Origin of the sequence: Sphingopyxis fribergensis, assembly GCF_000803645.1 — a bacterium.
Classification (GTDB): domain Bacteria; phylum Pseudomonadota; class Alphaproteobacteria; order Sphingomonadales; family Sphingomonadaceae; genus Sphingopyxis; species Sphingopyxis fribergensis.
Map to the genome: position 1 here is coordinate 1,899,078 of NZ_CP009122.1, position 18,772 is coordinate 1,917,849.

General features: G+C 63.8%; 17 protein-coding genes. 7 read left to right on the forward strand and 10 right to left on the reverse strand.

The features are described from left to right. Positions 1-112: 112 nt before the first annotated feature. The 3 genes from topA to plsY all read right to left on the reverse strand — a co-directional run bounded on the left by topA (position 113) and on the right by plsY (position 4,510). Positions 113-2,665, reverse strand: a complete 2,553-nt coding sequence (gene topA / locus SKP52_RS08835) for a type I DNA topoisomerase (protein ID WP_039574026.1) — start codon at positions 2,663-2,665, stop codon at positions 113-115. A gap of 142 nt (positions 2,666-2,807) precedes the next feature. Beyond that, on the reverse strand, positions 2,808-3,893 hold the full coding sequence (gene dprA, locus SKP52_RS08840) for a DNA-processing protein DprA (protein ID WP_039574028.1): 1,086 nt from the start codon (positions 3,891-3,893) through the stop codon (positions 2,808-2,810). Continuing rightward, on the reverse strand, positions 3,890-4,510 hold the full coding sequence (plsY, locus tag SKP52_RS08845; RefSeq protein ID WP_039574029.1) for a glycerol-3-phosphate 1-O-acyltransferase PlsY: 621 nt from the start codon (positions 4,508-4,510) through the stop codon (positions 3,890-3,892). Before plsY ends, dprA begins: the two co-directional genes overlap by 4 nt. 122 nt (positions 4,511-4,632) lie before the next feature. Here plsY and murI point away from each other — a divergent pair, with 122 nt between their 5' ends. The 4 genes from murI to SKP52_RS08865 all read left to right on the forward strand — a co-directional run bounded on the left by murI (position 4,633) and on the right by SKP52_RS08865 (position 9,015). Then, positions 4,633-5,439 (forward strand): glutamate racemase, encoded by an 807-nt coding sequence (murI, locus tag SKP52_RS08850; RefSeq protein ID WP_039574032.1) that lies wholly within the window; start codon positions 4,633-4,635, stop codon positions 5,437-5,439. A gap of 152 nt (positions 5,440-5,591) precedes the next feature. Then, the gene (gene hemA, locus SKP52_RS08855; protein WP_039574036.1) at positions 5,592-6,812 is read left to right on the forward strand and encodes a 5-aminolevulinate synthase; all 1,221 of its coding nucleotides are present in this window, start codon (positions 5,592-5,594) and stop codon (positions 6,810-6,812) included. After that, positions 6,809-7,498, forward strand: coding sequence for a nitroreductase (locus SKP52_RS08860; RefSeq protein ID WP_039574039.1), 690 nt, complete (start codon positions 6,809-6,811; stop codon positions 7,496-7,498). The genes hemA and SKP52_RS08860 overlap by 4 nt, the downstream gene beginning before the upstream one ends. A gap of 263 nt (positions 7,499-7,761) precedes the next feature. Further along, positions 7,762-9,015: a YceI family protein gene (locus SKP52_RS08865; RefSeq protein ID WP_039574042.1), complete on the forward strand. Its 1,254-nt coding sequence runs from the start codon at positions 7,762-7,764 to the stop codon at positions 9,013-9,015. A gap of 4 nt (positions 9,016-9,019) precedes the next feature. Here the strand turns inward: SKP52_RS08865 and SKP52_RS08870 are convergent, their stop codons facing one another. From SKP52_RS08870 to SKP52_RS08890, 5 genes are all read right to left on the reverse strand, one after another. Further along, entirely contained in the window at positions 9,020-9,613 is a 594-nt protein-coding gene (locus SKP52_RS08870) for a GNAT family N-acetyltransferase (RefSeq protein WP_081997273.1), read from the reverse strand. Positions 9,614-9,660: 47 nt separating this feature from the next. Next, the gene (locus SKP52_RS08875; protein ID WP_039574046.1) at positions 9,661-10,320 is read right to left on the reverse strand and encodes a class I SAM-dependent methyltransferase; all 660 of its coding nucleotides are present in this window, start codon (positions 10,318-10,320) and stop codon (positions 9,661-9,663) included. Positions 10,321-10,323: 3 nt separating this feature from the next. Continuing rightward, positions 10,324-11,541, reverse strand: a complete 1,218-nt coding sequence (locus tag SKP52_RS08880) for a DUF3419 family protein (RefSeq protein ID WP_039574049.1) — start codon at positions 11,539-11,541, stop codon at positions 10,324-10,326. Positions 11,542-11,661: 120 nt separating this feature from the next. Further along, the gene (locus SKP52_RS08885; RefSeq protein WP_228383875.1) at positions 11,662-12,114 is read right to left on the reverse strand and encodes a hypothetical protein; all 453 of its coding nucleotides are present in this window, start codon (positions 12,112-12,114) and stop codon (positions 11,662-11,664) included. A 50-nt stretch (positions 12,115-12,164) separates the two neighbouring features. Beyond that, positions 12,165-13,154, reverse strand: coding sequence for a threonine ammonia-lyase (locus SKP52_RS08890; protein ID WP_039574053.1), 990 nt, complete (start codon positions 13,152-13,154; stop codon positions 12,165-12,167). Positions 13,155-13,219: 65 nt separating this feature from the next. Here SKP52_RS08890 and SKP52_RS08895 point away from each other — a divergent pair, with 65 nt between their 5' ends. The 3 genes from SKP52_RS08895 (at position 13,220) to SKP52_RS08905 (ending at position 16,090) form a co-directional block, all read left to right on the forward strand. Next, complete coding sequence (locus tag SKP52_RS08895; RefSeq protein WP_039574057.1) at positions 13,220-14,428, forward strand: saccharopine dehydrogenase family protein; 1,209 nt, start codon at positions 13,220-13,222, stop codon at positions 14,426-14,428. Positions 14,429-14,549: 121 nt separating this feature from the next. Then, positions 14,550-14,900: a DMT family protein gene (locus SKP52_RS08900; RefSeq protein ID WP_039574060.1), complete on the forward strand. Its 351-nt coding sequence runs from the start codon at positions 14,550-14,552 to the stop codon at positions 14,898-14,900. Between the two features lie 17 nt (positions 14,901-14,917). Next, positions 14,918-16,090 carry a carboxynorspermidine decarboxylase gene (locus SKP52_RS08905; RefSeq protein ID WP_039574063.1) on the forward strand — a complete coding sequence of 391 codons (1,173 nt, stop codon included), beginning with the start codon at positions 14,918-14,920 and terminating at the stop codon, positions 16,088-16,090. Positions 16,091-16,097: 7 nt separating this feature from the next. Here SKP52_RS08905 and SKP52_RS08910 read toward each other — a convergent pair whose 3' ends face one another. Both SKP52_RS08910 and SKP52_RS08915 read right to left on the reverse strand, forming a co-directional pair. After that, positions 16,098-16,838, reverse strand: a complete 741-nt coding sequence (locus SKP52_RS08910; protein WP_039574065.1) for a hypothetical protein — start codon at positions 16,836-16,838, stop codon at positions 16,098-16,100. Positions 16,839-16,894: 56 nt separating this feature from the next. Next, on the reverse strand, positions 16,895-18,592 hold the full coding sequence (locus SKP52_RS08915; RefSeq protein WP_228383876.1) for an FAD-dependent oxidoreductase: 1,698 nt from the start codon (positions 18,590-18,592) through the stop codon (positions 16,895-16,897). Positions 18,593-18,772 lie beyond the last annotated feature (180 nt).

The following is an 18,772-nucleotide window of genomic DNA, read 5'->3' on the forward strand; positions in this document are numbered from 1 at the left end:
ATGCACCACCCTAGCATGAGTTGGCGCCACCGCGAACGCCGTCTGCTAAGACACCCTACAACCTCGTCATTCCCGCTTTCGCGGGAATGACGAAAGAAACGGAAGAGCCCTGCTATTCTGCGTCGGCCTTCTTTTTCGCCGGAGCCTTCTTCTTCGCCGCTGGTTTCTTGGCCGACGCCTTCTTCGGCGCCGCCTTCTTCTTACCCTTCGCCGGCCCCTTGGCTGCGCGCGCGTCGATCAGTGCGATCGCTTCTTCAAGCGTCAGCGTCGCCGGATCGGCAGACTTGGGCAAAGTCGCATTGGTCGTGCCGTCGGTGACATAGGGGCCAAAGCGCCCTTCCATCAGCTTCATCTCGCCGCCGCTCGTCGGATGCGGGCCGAAGGTGTTGAGCGGCTCGGCCTTGGTACGTCCACGCCCACCACCCGCCGCCGCCTCGGCAATGCGGACGACCGCAGCGTTCATGCCGATGTCGAAGATTTCGGCGGTGCCAGTCAGCTTCGCATATTTGCCGTCGTGAAGTAGATAGGGGCCATAGCGTCCCAGACCCGCCATGATCGGCTTGCCGCTCTCGGGATGCACCCCGACCTCGCGCGGCAGGCTGAGCAGCCGCAGCGCATAATCGAGGTCGAAGTCTTCGCCCGGTATATCCTTCGGGATCGACGAGCGCTTCGCCTCCTTACCGTCGCCGAGCTGGATGTATGGACCGAAGCGTCCGCTGCGCTTCGTCACTTCCAGCCCGCTGTCGGGATCATTGCCCATCGTCTCGGGTCCGGTGTCGGCTCCATCGCTGCCGCCCGGCTGCGCGAACTTGCGGGTGTATTTGCAATCGGGATAATTGCTGCACGCAATGAACGGCCCAAACTTGCCGCCGCGCAGCGCCAGCTTGCCGGTGCCGCAGTTGGGACAGATGCGCGGATCGCTGCCGTCGCCCTTGTCGGGGAAGAGATAAGGGCCGAGGAATTCGTCGAGCGCCGCAGTGATTTCCGAAGGCTTCTGTTCCATCACCTCGCCGGTGCGCGGCTTGAAATCGCGCCAGAAGCGTTCGAGCACCGCCTGCCATTGCGCGCGCCCGCCCGAGACATCGTCGAGTTCTTCCTCGAGCCCCGCTGTGAAATCATATTGGACGTAACGTTCGAAGAAGCGTTCGAGGAAAGCGGTGAGCAACCGGCCGCTTTCCTCAGGAATGAACCGGTTCTTTTCGACCGTCACATAGGCGCGATCCTTCAGCACCTGGAGGATCGAGGCATAGGTCGAGGGACGCCCGATACCGAGCTCTTCCATCTTCTTGACAAGGCTCGCCTCCGAATAGCGCGGTGGCGGCTGCGTTTCGTGCTTTTCGACCTCAATGCCGGTCTTCGCAGGCGCGTCACCGCTTGCCATTGCCGGCAGCAGGCGCGCATCTTCATCTTCGCTATCGTCGCGGCCTTCGTCATAGAGCGCGAGAAAGCCGGGGAATTTGATCACCTGTCCGGTCGCGCGCAGCATCGTCTTGCCGGTGCCATCGGTGAGGTCGATGCTCGTGCGCTCGAGCCGCGCCGAGGCCATCTGGCTTGCCATCGCGCGTTTCCAGATCAGCTCGTACAGCCGTGCATGATCGCCGCCGCCGGTTTTGTCCTTCGAAAAATCAGTCGGGCGGATCGCCTCGTGCGCTTCCTGCGCATTCTTCGCCTTGGTCTGATATTGGCGCGGCTGGTCGGGGACATAGCCGCCATCGTAGCGCGTCGCGATTGCTTTCCGGGCCGCGCTGATAGCGCTGCCGTCCATCTGGACGCCGTCGGTACGCATATAGGTGATCGCGCCATCCTCGTAGAGGCCTTGCGCGATCCGCATCGTGTGGCTGGCCGAGAAGCCGAGCTTGCGCGCCGCTTCCTGCTGCAAGGTCGAGGTCGTGAACGGCGGCGGCGGGTTGCGCGTCAGCGGCTTGGTTTCAACGAGGTCGACGGTGAAATGACCCGCCCTTACGTCGGCCTCGGCGGCGCGCGCATCTGCCTCGTTGGTGATGGTCAGCCGCTCGATCTTGTCGCCGCGCCAACGCGCAAGCCGCGCCTTGAACGGCGTGCCGGACATTTCGAACAGCCCGGTAACCGACCAATATTGCTGCGCAACAAAGGCCTCGATCTCGCGTTCGCGTTCGACGACAAGGCGCAGCGAAACCGACTGGACGCGGCCCGCCGATTTGGCGCCGGGCAGCTTGCGCCACAGCACCGGCGACAGGGTGAAACCGACCAGATAATCGAGCGCGCGTCGGGCGCGATACGCGTCGATGAGATCGTCGTCGAGCGCGCGCGGATGCGCCATCGCGGTCAGCACCGCGTCCTTGGTGATTGCATTAAAGGTCACGCGGTCGACTTCAGCGGGCAGCGCCTTTTTGCTGCGCAGCAATTCCTGTACATGCCAGCTGATCGCTTCACCTTCGCGGTCAGGGTCAGTCGCGAGGATCAATCTATCGGCACCCTTGGCGGCGTCCTGGATTTCCTTCATCCGCTTCGCCTTGTCGGGATAAAGCAGCCACTGCATCGCAAAGCCGTCGTCGGGATCGACCGATCCGTCCTTGGGCGGCAGGTCGCGGACGTGGCCATAGCTGGCCAGAACTTTGAAGTCGCGACCGAGATATTTCTCGATCGTTTTCGCCTTTGCAGGCGATTCCACAATTACCAATTGCATTAAAAAACTATCCCCGTTCACCGGCTCTCACATGTACGCGCGAGGGTGGCGGGGATCGCTCGATGCCGTCAAGCCGGATTTTTCGTCAGCCGTGCTGCCATTTGAAATCGGCGGGCAGAATGCCTGTCGCCTGCGCGGTCGATCACGTGAGGGAAATCTTCGCACCAGCGTGACGCTCGACACGCCCCGCAAGCTCCAATTCGAGCAACAGCAGCTGCACCGTCGAGGCGTCCTGCCCCGATTGTCGCACCAGTTCGTCGACCGCGACCGGGGTCGGCCCGAGAAGGTCGATCAACGACCGGCGTTCCCCCTCGCCGGCGTTCACCCGCGCCGGGGCCGCAGCATAGCGTTGCACCGGCTCGCGCACCATTCGTGCGTCGATCGGTCCGACCGCTTCGAGCACATCGTCGACCGTCTGGATCAGCGTTGCGCCTTCGCGGATAAGCATATTGCAGCCCTGCGCGCGCGGATCGAGCGGCGAGCCGGGCACCGCCATGACTTCGCGGCCATAGTCGCCGGCGCGGCGTGCGGTGATCAGCGATCCCGATTTGGGCGCCGCCTCGATCACCACTGTGCCGTGCGCGATCCCGGCGATGATCCGGTTGCGCGAAGGGAAATGACGTGCCAGCGGTTCGGCGCCCGGCGGCTGTTCGGCGATCAGCAATTGGTCGCTCGCGATCCTTTCCTGCAACGCGGCATTTTCGGGCGGAAACGCGATGTCGATCCCGCTGGCGATCACCCCGGCGGTCGAACCGCCGAGCGCGCCGATATGCGCCGCAGTGTCGACCCCGCGCGCGAGGCCGCTGACCACCGTCACGTCGCGCGATGCCAGATCGGCGGCGAGCTGGCGCGCGAAGCGGCATGCGATCGCCGAGGCATTGCGCGCGCCTACGATCGCAACGCATGGGCGCCGAAGCATGGCGGTGTCGCCGCGAACGACGACAACTGGCGGCGCGCCCTCCACCTCGCGGAGCATCGCAGAATAATCATCCTCATCGCTGAAGATATGACGCGCGCCCAGCGTTGCGACACGCTCGATCTCGCGCTCTGCAACCTCGGCTGGCGCGATGCGCGCCTTCCCTGCCCCGCCGCGCAGCACGAGCTCCGGCAGCGCATCGAGCGCGGCTTCGCCTGATCCAAAGCGCAACATGAGCTGGTGCCAGCTGACCGGGCCGACGTGCGGCGTGCGGATCAGGCGAAGCCGCGCCAGCCGTTCGGCGTGCGTCACGCTTCCCCCGCTCCTGTGGGGCCCTTTTTCTTTCCACTGACGCGCGGTTCGGTCCCGGCGCGCAGCCGCGCGATATTTTCGCGATGCCGCCACAGCACGATCACCGCAAGCCCCGCGAGGCCGATCGCATAGACCGGATGACCGAACGCAAGAGCCGCGATCGGCGCCGAGATCGCGCCCAGCATCCCGCCGAGAGAGGAGATGCGCAGCAGCAGCACCGTGCCGAGCCACACCACTGCGAACACCAGGCCGATCGGCCAGGCAAGCGCCAGCGCCAGCCCGAGCAAAGTCGCGACGCCCTTGCCGCCGCGAAAGTTCAGCCAGACCGGATAGCAATGCCCGATCATCGCCGCCGCGCCCGCGATCATCGCGGCATGCTCGCCAAGTTGCGGCACGAAATGCCGCGCGAGCAGGACCGCGACTGCGCCCTTCGCTCCGTCGAGGATCAGCGTTGCCGCCGCAAGCCCCTTGCGCCCGGTGCGCAGCACATTGGTCGCACCGATATTGCCTGATCCGATCTGGCGCAGATCGCCAGCGCCGAAGAAACGCGTCAGGACCACGCCAAAGGGGATCGAGCCGAGAAGATAGCCGATGGCGATCAGCAAAAATATCGTCATGTAAACCCCGCTCCGTTCGAGCCCCGTTGTGGCGATGTTGGACGATGCAATCAATTGATTTGGATCGCGTGACCGCCAAAATGGATTTGATGACGGCCGGTCCTGCCTGCTAGGCTACACACATGCACCCCCCTGCGCCCGACGCGCCCATCCTGTTCTTCGATAGCGGCCTTGGCGGTCTCACGGTGCTCGGGCCGACGCGCGCGCTGCTGCCGACCGCGCCGATCGTTTATGCCGCCGACTACGCCGGCCTGCCTTACGGTCAGAAAAGCGAAGCCGAGCTTGCCGCGCGTGTTCCCGCGCTGCTCGGGCGCCTCTTCGAACGCTACCAGCCGCGCCTCGCGGTGATCGCGTGCAACACGGCCTCGACGATAGCGCTTGCGCATGTCCGCGCCGCACTTGACCTGCCGATCGTCGGCACGGTCCCTGCAATCAAGCCCGCTGCCGAACTCACCAAAAGCGGCGTCATCGGCGTCCTCGGGACCGAGGCGACGGTGCGCCAGCCCTATGTCGACGACCTCAGCGCGCGCTTTGCGAGCGGCAAAACTGTGCTGCGCCACGGCAGCCCCGGCCTCGTCACCGGCGCCGAGGCCAAGCTGCGCGGCGAAGCGATCGACCCCGCGATTATTGCGCGCGCGGTCGCGGGACTGCGCGATCAGCCCGGCGGCGACGCGATGGACGTCATCGTCCTCGCTTGCACGCATTTCCCTTTGCTGGAGCAGGAATTGCAGGCGGCCGTCGGACCCGAGGTCCGGCTGATCGACGGCGCGGCTGGGATCGCGCGGCGCATCGCGCATTTGACCGCCGGCCAGGCGTGGCCCGCGGCGGCATCGCCCGGTATCGCCGTTTTCACCCGCAGCGAAGATCGCCCGCCGCCGCCGCTAGCTGCGCTGGCGCCTTATGGCATCGGGACGATCGAGACGATCTGACAAGGCAATTTGTTAGGACAATTTGTCCTATAAGTTGCGAATCGTTCGCACTGGATTTCGGCTAGATTCGGCGTTATTGGGCCGCTGTTAAGTGCCGCCGGAGGGAGCGGCGTCCAAAGACCTGAACAGGCACCTGACTGCGGGGCTTAAACGTGAACTATAACGATATTTTCGCTCGGGCCATCGACCGGTTGCATGAGGAAGGACGCTATCGCGTCTTCATCGACATCCTGCGCAACCGCGGCGCCTTTCCCAACGCGCGCTGTTTTGCCGGCCACAACGGGCCCAAGCCGATTACGGTCTGGTGCTCGAACGACTATCTTGCGATGGGCCAGCATCCCAAGGTCGTCGAAGCGATGGAAGATGCGCTGCACGACGTCGGTGCGGGTTCGGGCGGGACGCGCAATATCGGCGGCAACACGCATTATCATATCGACCTCGAACATGAGCTTGCCGACCTGCACGGCAAGGACGGCGCTTTGCTCTTTACTTCGGGCTATATTTCGAACGAAGCGACGCTCGGCACGCTCGGCAAATTGCTGCCGAACTGCATCATCTATTCGGACGAGCTCAACCATGCGTCGATGATCGCGGGTATCCGCAACTCGGGCTGCGAAAAGCGCGTGTGGCGCCACAATGACCTGGCGCATCTCGAGGAACTGCTCGCCGCCGACGATCCCGACGCGGCGAAGCTGATCGCCTTCGAAAGCGTCTATTCGATGGACGGCGACATCGCCCCTATCCACGCAATCTGTGACCTCGCCGACAAATATAACGCGCTCACCTATTGCGACGAAGTGCATGCCGTCGGCATGTACGGCCCGCGCGGCGGCGGCATTTCGGACCGTGATGAAGCGGCCGATCGCATCACCATCATCGAGGGTACGTTGGGCAAGGCGTTCGGCGTGATGGGCGGCTATATCGCTGCCGACAAGAATATCATCGACGTGATCCGTTCCTACGCGCCCGGCTTCATCTTCACGACCAGCCTGTCGCCGGTGCTCGTCGCGGGCGTGCTCGCCAGCGTGCGTCACCTCAAATCGTCGAGCGTCGAGCGCGACGCGCAGCAGGAAGCGGCGGCTTACCTCAAACAGAGCTTCCGCGACGCCGGCCTTCCGGTGATGGATTCGACGACGCATATCGTCCCGCTGATGGTCGGCGACCCTGTGCGCGCGAAGAAGATCAGCGACATATTGCTCGCCGAATATGGCGTCTATGTTCAGCCGATCAATTTCCCGACCGTGCCGCGCGGCACCGAACGCCTGCGCTTCACCCCCGGGCCGGCGCATGACGAGGCGATGATGCGCGAGTTGACCGAGGCGCTCGTCGAGATCTGGGACCGGCTCGAACTGCAGCTTCAGAAGGCGGCGTGACGGGCGCATCCAGTTACGATGACGTCGTCGTCGGACGCCGCTCGATTCGCGGCTTCCTCGACAAGCCCGTTCCGAAAGCGTTGATCGCGGAAATCCTAGAGGTCGCGATGCGCGCGCCCTCGTCGTTCAACAATCAGTGCTGGAATTTCTCGGTCGTTACCGGCGATCCGCTCGCGGCGATCCGGCAAGGCAACACCGACGGCATCCTTGGGGGCAAGCCCGACAGTCGCGAGTTCCGCCGTTTCGACGGCATCGCCGACGATCATCGCGCGCGCCAGATCGAGATTGCGAAACAGCTTTTCGGCGCGATGGGCATCGCACGCGACGACAAGGACGCGCGGCAGGACTGGGTGCTGCGCGGTTTTCGCCAGTTCGATGCGCCGGTCAGCGTCGTCGTGACCTATGACCGCGTGCTGCTCGGCAGCGACATCGCGCCTTTCGATTGCGGTGCGGTGACGAACGCGCTGGTCAACGCCGCCTGGTCACGCGGGCTCGGCTGCGTCATCAATAGCCAGGGCATCATGCAAAGCCCCGTGGTTCGCAAGCATGCGCGCATCTCCGACGATCAGGTCATCATGATCTGCGTCGCGATGGGCTGGCCCGACGCCGATTTTCCGGCCAATACGGTGGTGTCGAACCGCAAGAGCGTCGACGAGGCGGTGCGGTTCGTCGGTTTCGAGGATTAATAGGCGACTGGATGTCTCATCCGCTGGAGCTGTTGGTCATGGCCGTTCAATCGGCCGCAGAGATTCCCGATAGTCGGCGAACGGGATGCTTGTCAGGCTTGGCCGTGATCGCTGCGGCCGCGCTTCTCGTGTTTTTGGGCTTGTTGCTCTGAGGAAATGCGGATTCCTCACCGCATGCCAAAGCGGCATCCCTTCGACAAGATAGGGGCAACCCGATAGGATGGCTTGCGAATCTTGTCCCTTCGCCATCGCGAAAGATTGTCATGCCAGCACAACGTTATAGCTATACCGCCATCACGCTTCACTGGCTCATCGCGCTGCTGCTGGCATTCCAGATCGCGCTCGGCTGGGCCCTCGAGGGGAACAACAGCCCCGAATTGTTCGCGCGCTACCAGCTGCATAAATCGGTCGGCATCACGATCCTGCTGCTCAGCTTCGCGCGCCTTACCGCGCGCCTGTTCACATCGCGTCCACCCGCCTCCGACGGCCCCGCATGGACGCGCGCGCTCGCGAGCACGGTGCATTGGCTTTTCTATCTCGTGATGATCCTCGGGCCGATCACGGGATGGCTGCTCGTTTCGACCGCGCGCGTTCAGGTGCCGACGTTGCTCTACGGGATTATCCCCTGGCCGCACCTGCCCGTCGGCCGCAGCTGGCATGAACCGGCGGAGAGCATCCACGGCGCGATGGCGTGGCTCGCGATCGGATTGTTCGCGCTCCATATCGCGGGCGCGCTTCGTCACCAGTGGCTGCTCGGCAAGCCCGAACTGCAGCGAATGATCCCCTTTGCGCGCGGCAAGGCGGCGGGGGCCGCTATCGGCGCGCTGGCGCTCGTCGGGGTCGCCTTTGCCGCCGGTCAGACCATCTATCCCGAACGGACACGGCCCGCCGCGGAAAAAGTGCCGCCGCCGGTCGCCGTCACCCCGACCACGACTGCCGTCGCTCCCGTGAAAAAGGATGACGAGACGATCGCCATCGACGCGATCAAGGAAGTGCCCGATGATGCGGCCCAGCCACTCGCCGACTGGACGGTCGCTTCCGGCGGGCGGCTCGGCTTCACCGCACGCTGGAATGGCGAGGCGGTCGACGGCCGCTTTGATCGCTGGCGCGCCGCCATCCGCTTCAGCCCCGACGAGCTCGCCAAATCGACCATTCGCGTTACGGTCGACCTCGCCTCGGCCGACACCGGCGACGGACAGCGCGACGATTCGCTGAAGAGCAGCGATTTCTTCGATGCCGGCGCGCATCCAAGCGCGGTCTTTACCGCGCGTGACATCCGCCACCTCGGCGGGGAGAAATATGAAGCACGCGGCACGCTCGACCTGCGCGGTGCCAGCAACCCCGCGAGGATTCGCTTCACGCTGCGCATCGACGGCGACCGCGCGCGCGTGGCGGGAACCGCGCGCATCGACCGCACCGCCTTTGGCGTCGGACAGGGTGAGTGGGCCGCAACCGACGCGATTGCGGCGGGAGTGGACATTGCCTTTTCCTTTACCGCGACGCGCCCGGCGCCCTGAGCGGTCAGGATAAGGGGCGCATCATACCCCAGAAATGCGGGCCACCGGGCACGTCCCATTCGACCTGAGTAACGAAGCCCAGCCGCTCGTAAAGTGGCACATTCTCCGGCGTTGCGGTCTCCAGCCAGCACGGCAGCCTATCGCGATCCGCAACGGCGGTCTGCGCGCGGATGATCCGCCCGCCGTGACCCTTGCCCTGGTGCTCGCGGCGCACGCCGACATAGTGGAGATACCAGAACCGCCCCTTGGGCCGGTGCGCGTCGATGCTGCCCTGCACTTTCAGCCCGCGCGGCAGGGCGGTGCCGAAGGCCGCCACGAGCGGGACGACGGTGCGGAGGAATTCGAGCGTCCCGCTATGCGCCTGCCCTGGCGCGCGCCACAGCGAGGCGGCTTCGTCGCCCCCCGATCGCAGTGCCACGCCTGCGCTCATGTCGGCGGGAGCCAGCACATGAAACAGGCCGCAAAGCGCGCGCTGGCGGTGACCGTGATCAGGCAAGATCCACGACAGCGCGGGGTCGGTCTGAAATGCCTGTGCCAGCGTTTCGATGATCGCCGGCAAGTCGGCCCGCCCCGCTCGGTGAATAATAGTGTCGTTCATCGCTCCTCCTGCACCGAGAGGAGCAGGTGGTGCCGCGCTTGGCAAGGCTAACGCGGGCGTTTGTCGAGCCGCAGCGCCCAGGCATAGCCGCGATAGAGCCGCGTCACTGCGAGCCGTGCGCCGACGTCGTTCGCGGCCTCGCGCGCGGCTTCGACCAGCAGCGCGCGCGGCTCGACCTGAAAGCGCGCGAGCCACGCGAACAGCGCGCCGCGGAACCACTCGGGCATATCTTCCTGCTGCCCGAAATCGACGATATGCAGCGACCCATAAACCGACAAGTGGCGCACCGCTTCGCGGATCGCGCGTTGCCAGTCGGGGATCATCGACAGCGTATAGCTTTGGAAGATTCGGTCAAAGCTATTGACGCGAAACAGAGCGTTAGGGTCGAAACGCGTTGCATCTCCGCGCGCGACCGTCACGCGCCGATTCAGCCCGGCGCGGGCGATGGCGGTGCGTGCCGATTTCAGCATCTCTTCCGAAATATCGATCCCATGGAAATGCGCGCCGGGCCAGCAGCGCGCGGCGGCGATCAGGTTGCGCCCGGTGCCGCAGCCGATTTCTAGCACATGGCCGCCGACCGGCGGCGTCAGTTCGTCGATCAGTCGGTCGCGACCGAGCAGATAATATTTGCGCGTCAGGTCGTAGATATGTCGCTGACCGCGATAGACGTCGTCCATGCGTTCGGCGTGCCCCTCCCACCCGGTCATCGATCAGTCTTTCAAGATATAGAGATGGACCCCGCCATAAATCGCCGACCGGTCGCGCCGCGTGTAATCGAGCGAGTCCGCCGCGCGATAATCCCAGCGTTTCAGGAGGTCATCGGAAAGGCGGCCCGGCAGCAGGCTCGGTTCGGCAGCGGTTCGGAACAGGACACGCGCGCCGGGACGTGCGGTGCGCGTGACCTCGCTCCACAACGCGGTCAATTGCGCGTCACTCATCCAGTCCTGCGCATCGAGGAAGATATAGCGATCAAAACTTGCGGCATCGGCGGCAGCGAGCATGTCGGTCATGTTCGCGTGGAGCATCGTCACCCGCTCGGCGCGCGCCCGAACGGCGTCGTAATTGTCGGCCTGGAGATAGGGCGGCAGCGACGCCGCGGCACCCTTGCCATAGCCGCGCCCGAACGCCTGCCATGCGAAATAATTATCCTCGAGCGGGAAGTCGCAAGTCAGCTTTGCGAGTCGGGCACGCAGCACGTCGGCCATCGGCTTGCCGTCCGCCAGTGCGTCATATTGCGCGGGCGGGATGCCCAGTCCGAAGAGCGACGAACGCTGGTCGGTGATCCAGCGAATGAACTTCCGGTCAAAGAAGGGCGCGAATTTCGCCTCGAAGATTGCCCGCTGTTCCTCGATGGTTTTCGCCGCGAGGAACTCGCGCGGATCGATGCGGTGAATGCGCGCGACAAGGTGGGCGAGCCCGATGAAGCTGCCAAGCAGTCCGCGCTTGTAGAGTCCGTGCGCAAAGCCGTTGATCCGGCGACGGCCGATAAGGTCGCGGCCTTCCCAATAACGTCGGCTCGTCTCGTCGAGATGCGGGCGAACGAAGGCGCGATAATCGGCAATGTTCGCTTCATTGTCGGCATCGGCGAAAAAGCGGTGCAAGCTGCCGTGATCGGGCAGCCGCTGGATCGCCACGCGCTTGAGGTTGTTCAGCGCGACATGCGCCGTGTTGAGGTCGACCGCGATGATCTCGGCGGGGTCAGCCGTCAGATAGGAAAAGACATTGCAGCCACCGCTCGCGATCGTCGCGATTCGGTTGCCCGGTTTTATCGCCAGGGCCTCCATGTCGACAACGGGATCTTCCCAGATCTGGGCATAAACAAGACCTTTGAAGGCCAGCGCAAAGGCGCGGTCGAGCAGGCGCTGCTTCTGTTCGCCGTCCTCGCGAACGACGGCGGCGGCGATCTTGCGATTAGGTAGGCTTGCCATGCGAACGGGTTCCCCGGAATGTTGATCCGGGGCCGCCCATGACAGGCTTTCATGCCATTCCCGTGCCGGTTCGATGACAGTCCGGCGACAACATCAAAAACATGTGTCGCCGGAGTGGCTTCAGTCGCGGCAATAGCCCTCGCCTTCCTTGACGATCAGGCATTCCTTCTTGCCGGCGAGGTATTTGAGGCCGGTTTCGTCGCCGTTTCCGCGGCGCAGGCTCAGTTCTTCGGTGCCGCGCTTGAACTTGATGCCATGTTCGCTGTCTTCGCCGTCATAAGTCCCCTTGGTGTCGAGGTCCGACTGCATCTCGAGCTTATATTTGCCGGGCTCGCCTGGCGTGATCGTGGCGTACATGCCCTCAACCCCGGTCCATTTGCCTGCCCAGCTTGCGAAGCGGTGCGGCGCGGTTGCGGGATCGGTCGCCTCGGCGCCTTCGGGCGGCATAGTCTCGACCGGAACCTCGGTCGTCGTTGCATCGGTCGGCGTCGGTGCGGGCGCCTCGGCCTTTTCGCAGCCTGCCAGCAGCACCAGCGCCGCGGCGCTCGCCAAAATTACACTCTTCTGCATCATGCTTCTCCTTCCCCGTCCAAACGCATGCCGGCGGATAAGTTTCCGCCAGCCTATTCGGTGATAATCTCCGCGAATTTCAACGGATCGACATTGCCGCCCGACAGGGTGACGAGCGTCGCGTCGGTCAACGGCACCTTACCCGCCAGCACCGCGGCGAGCGCCGCCGCGCCGCCGGGCTCGACGACGAGGTGCAATTTCTCGAACACCGTGCGCATAGCGTGGCGTACCTCGCTGCGCGTCACGACGACACCGCGCACCCCGCGCGCCTGCAACACCGCAAAGTTGATCGGCCAGGTTTCGGGGGTCTGAAGCGCGTCGCACTCGGTGGGATAAGCCATGTCCTCGACTGACAGGATTTCGCCGGCGGCAAGGCTGCGCGTCACATCGTCCCAGCCCTCGGGCTCGACCGCGACGATCTCGGCATCGGGCAGCGCAAGCGCGAGGCCCGCCGAAAGACCGCCGCCGCCGCAGCAAGCCACGACCTTATCGGGACCGGCAATCCCGCGCGCCATCATCTGCGCCTTTGCTTCGGTCCCGGCGCTTCCCTGCCCCTCGATGATCCACGGATCGCCATAGGCATGGACGAGCGTCCCGCCGCGTTCTTCGAGTAATTTGGCCGCGACCGAATCACGCGATTCGGTGACGCGGTCGTAGAGTACGACCTCGGCGCCCAGCCCGCGCGTCGCCGCCAGCTTCATCGCCGGCGCGTTGCTCGGCATCACGATCGTCGCCTTGATCCCCAGCCGTTTCGCCGCCCAGGCGACGCCCTGCGCATGATTGCCGCTGGACACGCCGACGACGCCTTCGTTCGCCTGTTCGGGGCTCAGGTCGGTCAGGCGGTGCCACGCGCCGCGAATCTTGAACGCGCCGACGGGCTGCAGGCACTCGGCTTTGCACCAGATTGTCCGGCCCTCGATTTCGAGCGGCAGCAGCGGGGTTTGCGGCAGCAATGCAGCGACTTTCGCCGCCGCGCGTTCGACCCCTGCGAGCGTGGGTGCACGGCGCGGGTCGATCAGGGCTTCGGGGCTTTGCTGTGTCATCGCTTCGTCCTATAGGGCCGGGCATACAAGACAAGCCGCATAGCTAGGCGCAGGAGATTTTTCACATGAGCAAGGTTCTGGTGATCGGCGCAGGCGGCGTCGGTTCGGTCGCGGTGCACAAGATGGCGATGAACCCCGATGTTTTTCCCGACATCACGCTGGCCAGCCGCCGCAAGTTTAAGTGCGACGCGATTGCCGACTCGGTGAAGCAACGCACCGGCGTCACGATCCAGACCGCCGAAGTCGATGCCGACCATATCGATGCGACCGCGGCGCTGATCCGCCAGATCGGCGCAACGCATGTGGTAAACCTCGCGCTCCCCTATCAGGACCTCACGATCATGGAGGCGTGCCTGTCGACCGGCGCGCATTATCTCGACACCGCCAACTATGAACCGCGCGACGAGGCAAAGTTCGAATATCATTGGCAGTGGGCGTATCAGGACCGCTTCAAGGACGCCGGCCTGATGGCCTTGCTCGGCTCGGGCTTCGATCCGGGCGTGACGAGCGTGTTCACGACCTGGCTCAAGAAGCATCATTTCGACCGCATCGACACGCTCGACATTCTCGATTGCAACGGCGGCGATCATGGCCAGCATTTCGCGACCAACTTCAATCCGGAGATCAATATCCGCGAAGTGACCGCGGTCGCGCGTCACTGGGAAAATGGCGACTGGGTCGAAACCCCGCCGATGTCGGTGAAGCAGAAATTCGACTTCGAAGCCGTGGGCGAGAAGACGATGTACCTCATGTATCATGAGGAAATCGAAAGCCTCAAAACCCACTTGCCCGAAATCCAGCGCATCCGTTTCTGGATGACCTTTGGCGAAGCCTATATCACCCACCTGACCGTGCTGCAGAATGTCGGCATGACGCGCATCGACCCCGTGATTTACGAAGGCCGCGAGATCGTCCCGCTGCAGTTCCTGAAGGCCGTGCTCCCCGAACCGTCGAGCCTCGGCGAGACGACGAAGGGCAAGACCAACATCGGCGTCATCGCGACCGGCCTGGGCAAGGACGGCAAGGAAAAGACTCTCTATCTCTACAATATCTGCGACCACGAGGACGCCTATGCCGAGACCGGCAATCAGGCGGTGAGCTATACCACCGGCGTTCCCGCGATGATCGGCGCGGCGATGATGGTCACGGGCACGTGGAGCGGCGACGGGGTGTTCAACATGGAACAGATGGATCCCGACCCCTTCATGGAGATGCTGAACAAGCATGGCCTGCCGTGGCAGGTGAAGGAATTGGACGGTCCGCTCGATTTCTGACGCCAGTGAAGTCCATTCCGACCTGTCCGTTGAGACAGGTCGGGCCATCTTTGAGAGGAGCTTGTGCGGCGTCCGGGTTCGGCGCAAAGCGTGACGCTTTGCCGCTTACGAAAGACCCCAAATGACCGCCTATCTCGCGCCGATTGGCCTGCTGTTCGTATCGAACATCTTCATGACCTTTGCCTGGTATGGACAGCTCGGCGCGGTGTCACGCCCGATCTGGCTTGCGGTGCTGATCGCGTGGGGAATCGCCTTTTTCGAATATTGCCTCGTCATCCCCGCAAACCGCATCGGCTACGGCGTTTACAGCGCCGCCGAACTCAAGACCTTGCAAGAAGTCATAACCCTGATCATATTCGCCGGGTTCGCGGTCTTCTGGCTCGGTGAGAAGCTGACCTTGAACCATCTCGTCGGCTTCGGTCTGATTGCGGCGGGGGCGTTCTTCATCTTCAAGGGACCAATTGCGGTCTGACAGGAATATACAGCGACATGGAAACCCGTGCCGGCGATCCCGGAGCCTTTGCCCGCTTCGACCTGACAAGCGTGCCCTCTCCCGCCTTTGTCGTCGATGCCGCCAAAGTGCGCGCCAATCTGTCGGTGCTCCGCCACATCGGCGATGCGTCGGGCGCGCGCGTGCTCGCCGCGCTCAAGGCTTTTTCGATGTGGTCACTGGGGCCGGTGGTTGCCGAATATCTCGATGGGGTGTGTGCGTCGGGCCTCTATGAAGCCCGGCTTGGCCACGGCGAATATGGCGGCGAAGTCGCGACCTATTGCGCGGGCTACAAGGAAGCAGACCTGCCCGAGATCGCGGCGCTCTCCGACCATCTCATCTTCAATTCGCCGGGTCAGATCGCGCGCTTTCGTCCGCTACTTGATGACCTCCGCGCCAAGGGTGCGAGCTTCGACATTGGCCTCCGCATCAACCCGATGCACAGCGAAGGCGAGGTTGCCAAATATGATCCCGCCGCGCCGTGCAGCCGCCTCGGTTTCCCGGTCACCCAGCTCCTTCCCGAACATATGGAGGGGATCGACGGCATCCATATGCACAGCCTTTGTGAACAGGATTTTCCGCCGCTCCAGCGGACATGGGAATCGGTGCAACCGATGCTGCGCCCCTTCTTCAACCAGCTCAAGTGGATCAACTTCGGCGGCGGGCACCATGTGACGCGCGCCGATTATCAGGTCGACGATCTGATCGCCTTCCTGAAGCAGGTCCGCGCCGCGACCGACTGCGACGTGATGATCGAACCCGGCGAGGCGATCGCGCTCGACGCCGGCATCCTCGTCGGCGAGGTACTCGACCTGTTCGACAATGGCATGCCGATCGGTATCACGGACATTTCGGCGACCTGCCACATGCCCGACGTGATCGAAGCGCCCTATCGCCCCGCGATGCTGGGCGAAGGTGACGAGGGTATGCCCGTCCGCCTCGGCGGCCCGTCGTGCCTCGCGGGGGACGTCATCGGCGACTACCGCCTGCCTGGCGGCGCTCGCATAGGCCAGCGCTTCGCTTTCCTCGATCAGGCGCATTATTCGATGGTGAAGACGAACACCTTCAACGGCGTCCCGCTGCCGTCGATCTGGCTGTGGGACAGCGAAACCGACGAACTGAAGCTGATCCGCGAATTCGGTTACGAGGATTTCAAGACGCGGCTGGGGTGACCGCGCATCAGAAATGCGAGCCGTCGAAGATCAGTGCGACCGCGCGCCCGCGCGCGTCGGTCGCCGCGAGCGCGTTCCAGACGTCTTCGCACTCGAACCCGCATGAAATCGTTCGGTTCTCGTAGCGCGCGGTGATCTTGTAACGTCCGGCGGCCGCCTCGCGGCAAGAATTGGCGGTTCGCGCCTTGGTGAATGCCGCGGTGCGCGTAGCCTCGCTGCCCTTCGCCGGAATGGCGCGGACGGCCGCCCGCGCGCCCTCGACCGTCGAGCAGAGATAGAGCTTGTCCATCGTCGCCGGATCGTGGTTCAGCACGCCATCGGGCATGAACTCAGCAAGCCAGCGCTCGAATTCGGTGCGCGGATGCCTGGTGTTGCCTGTCTCGTCGACGATTCCGACGACCCGGGCTCCGCTTGCGTTTACCCCGCGATAGACGAGATAGGTTTCGCGCCCCGGCGCGAGCGCCAGCGTCCGGCGGTGCAGGGCCTGCTGAATCGTGATCGTCGATTTTGCATCGGGGCTGTTTTGCGTACAGCCGGTCGCCGCCAGTCCCTTGAAAAACAGGCCGGTATCGATCGTGTGATTACGCGGCGCCGACTGGACGCCATAATAGCTACCGAGCATCTCGCGGGCTGCCGCCTCGGTCGGGCAAATGACGGTCGAAAAATCGTTCGGGATATCGGTTTTCGACGGCAGCGGCTCGCCGCCCCCTTGCGCCGCCATCATCATCGCCAACGCTGCCAGGCTCATCCGAGACTCCCTTTTCGGTTCGAAGACAGGAGTTTACCGCTCTAACAGATGTAAGGTCAACCGACGGGAGTGCCCGTCTCCGCTAACGCCTGATGGATGTGGCTCACTACCACAGATCCCTCGCCGACCGACGACGCAACGCGCTTCACCGATCCCTTGCGCACGTCGCCGACGGCGTAGATACGCGGCCAACTGGTTTCGAGATGGCTCGGCATGCGGTCAAGCGACCAGCCCGCCTTGACGAGTTCGAGCGGTGCAATGTCGGCACCGGTCTTCACGAAACCGCGCTCATCGCAAACCATTTCCTTGGGCAGCCAGCGCGTGTTCGGGCTCGCGCCGAGGAAGAGGAACAGGAACTTGCAGTCGCAATGGTCCTCCGCACCGGTCTCGCGGCAGCGATAAGTCACCCCGGCCAGATGCTCCTCGCCGTGCAACGCGACGACGTCGGTCGAGGGGATAATCTCGATATTCGGATGCTCTTCGAGCCGTTTAACCAGATATTCGGACATCGTATCGCGCAGGCTAGACCGGCGGAAAATGACATAGACCTTCTTCGCGACGCTCGCGAGATAGATTGCGCCCTGCCCCGCCGAATTGCCCGCGCCGACGACGCTCACCTCGGCATCGCTGCAGAGCTGCGCTTCCATCGGCGTCGCGCCGTAATAGATGCCGCGGCCCTCGTAGGATTCGATGCCCTCGATCGGCAGGCTTTGATATTTGGCGCCGCTCGCAATCACCACCGCGCGGCTGCGCAACTTGCGTCCGTCGGCAAGGTGCAGGCAATAGGCGTCGGCGTCGTCGCGGTTGATCGATGCCGCGCTGACCGGCGACACCAGTCGGGCGCCGAATTTCTGCGCCTGCACCGTCGCGCGGCGCGCCAGTTCGTTGCCCGAAATCCCGGTGGGAAAGCCCAGATAATTTTCAATCTTCGACGAAGTACCCGCCTGCCCACCGGGCGCCAGCGCGTCGAGCGCAATGACCGACAGCCCCTCCGACGCGGCATAGACCGCCGCCGCCAGCCCGCCAGGACCGCTGCCGACGACGATGACGTCGGCCGTGGCGCCATCGGGAAGCAGGTCGAGCCCCAGCCCCGCCGCCAGTTGCTCGGGCGTCGGTTGGATCAGCACGTCGGCGGCCCCCAGTATGGCGACCGGTAAATTATCCTCGGTCAACCCGCGCTCGGCCAGCAGATGTCCCGCAACTGGCCCGTCGGCTGGGTCAAACCAGCGATGTGCGACGCCATGCTTCATGAGGAGGTCTCGTAGCGCATAAACGCTGCGATCCATCGCCGCTCCGATGACGATCGTCACCGCAAAGCCGCGATTCTTGCTGAACTCGCGCCGCGCCGACAGCACGCGGATGAAGATGTCCGAATAATAGCTGTTGCCCGCGATCAGCCGCTGAAAATCGGCATGGACAATGCGAAGAATCTCACCATCGGCGCCCATCTCGACGCGCGACAAATGCCGTTGTCCGGTGAGCACCGACAGGTCGCCCGCGAACTGCCCACGTTCCATCCAACCGACGCGCTTGCGCCCTTCATCGGTCGAGGCGAAAATGTCAGTGTGCCCCGACAAAGTGATAATGCAATCGGGCGCCATCGCGCCTTCCTCGATAATCAGGTCGCCCGCCTTGTGCGATTCGATCGCGCCGAACGCGCGTAGTTCGTCCAGTTCCGCGTCGGTGAAGTTATAGTTGACGTCGGCGCGAGACACCATGGCGAACGGATCCTTTCCGGGTTCGAGAACGTTCATCTTTAGCGCCGCAGAGCGGCCTTGTCTTGCGTTTGCGCGGTTTGGCGTGCGTCTGCCCCGGTTCGCCCTTCATGTTACCGCTCTATTACAAAATTGCGCGATAGGGACTTTACAGGGGGGACCCCCCTCCATATATGCGCCTCCGCTGCCCCAGGGGGACTTCCAATAACCGCAAGGCAG

What these genes read in the sequence shown, in the direction of transcription:
- SKP52_RS08895 (WP_039574057.1), top strand. Translation starts at nt 13,220, where the DNA reads ATGAGCAAGGTTCTGGTGATCGGCGCAGGCGGCGTCGGTTCGGTCGCG.
- SKP52_RS08880 (WP_039574049.1), bottom strand. Translation starts at nt 11,541, where the DNA reads ATGGCAAGCCTACCTAATCGCAAGATCGCCGCCGCCGTCGTTCGCGAG.
- plsY (WP_039574029.1), bottom strand. Translation starts at nt 4,510, where the DNA reads ATGACGATATTTTTGCTGATCGCCATCGGCTATCTTCTCGGCTCGATC.
- murI (WP_039574032.1), top strand. Translation starts at nt 4,633, where the DNA reads ATGCACCCCCCTGCGCCCGACGCGCCCATCCTGTTCTTCGATAGCGGC.
- SKP52_RS08900 (WP_039574060.1), top strand. Translation starts at nt 14,550, where the DNA reads ATGACCGCCTATCTCGCGCCGATTGGCCTGCTGTTCGTATCGAACATC.
- SKP52_RS08910 (WP_039574065.1), bottom strand. Translation starts at nt 16,838, where the DNA reads ATGAGCCTGGCAGCGTTGGCGATGATGATGGCGGCGCAAGGGGGCGGC.
- SKP52_RS08915 (WP_228383876.1), bottom strand. Translation starts at nt 18,592, where the DNA reads ATGAACGTTCTCGAACCCGGAAAGGATCCGTTCGCCATGGTGTCTCGC.
- SKP52_RS08870 (WP_081997273.1), bottom strand. Translation starts at nt 9,613, where the DNA reads ATGAACGACACTATTATTCACCGAGCGGGGCGGGCCGACTTGCCGGCG.
- topA (WP_039574026.1), bottom strand. Translation starts at nt 2,665, where the DNA reads ATGCAATTGGTAATTGTGGAATCGCCTGCAAAGGCGAAAACGATCGAG.
- SKP52_RS08865 (WP_039574042.1), top strand. Translation starts at nt 7,762, where the DNA reads ATGCCAGCACAACGTTATAGCTATACCGCCATCACGCTTCACTGGCTC.
- SKP52_RS08875 (WP_039574046.1), bottom strand. Translation starts at nt 10,320, where the DNA reads ATGACCGGGTGGGAGGGGCACGCCGAACGCATGGACGACGTCTATCGC.
- SKP52_RS08885 (WP_228383875.1), bottom strand. Translation starts at nt 12,114, where the DNA reads ATGATGCAGAAGAGTGTAATTTTGGCGAGCGCCGCGGCGCTGGTGCTG.
- SKP52_RS08905 (WP_039574063.1), top strand. Translation starts at nt 14,918, where the DNA reads ATGGAAACCCGTGCCGGCGATCCCGGAGCCTTTGCCCGCTTCGACCTG.
- SKP52_RS08890 (WP_039574053.1), bottom strand. Translation starts at nt 13,154, where the DNA reads ATGACACAGCAAAGCCCCGAAGCCCTGATCGACCCGCGCCGTGCACCC.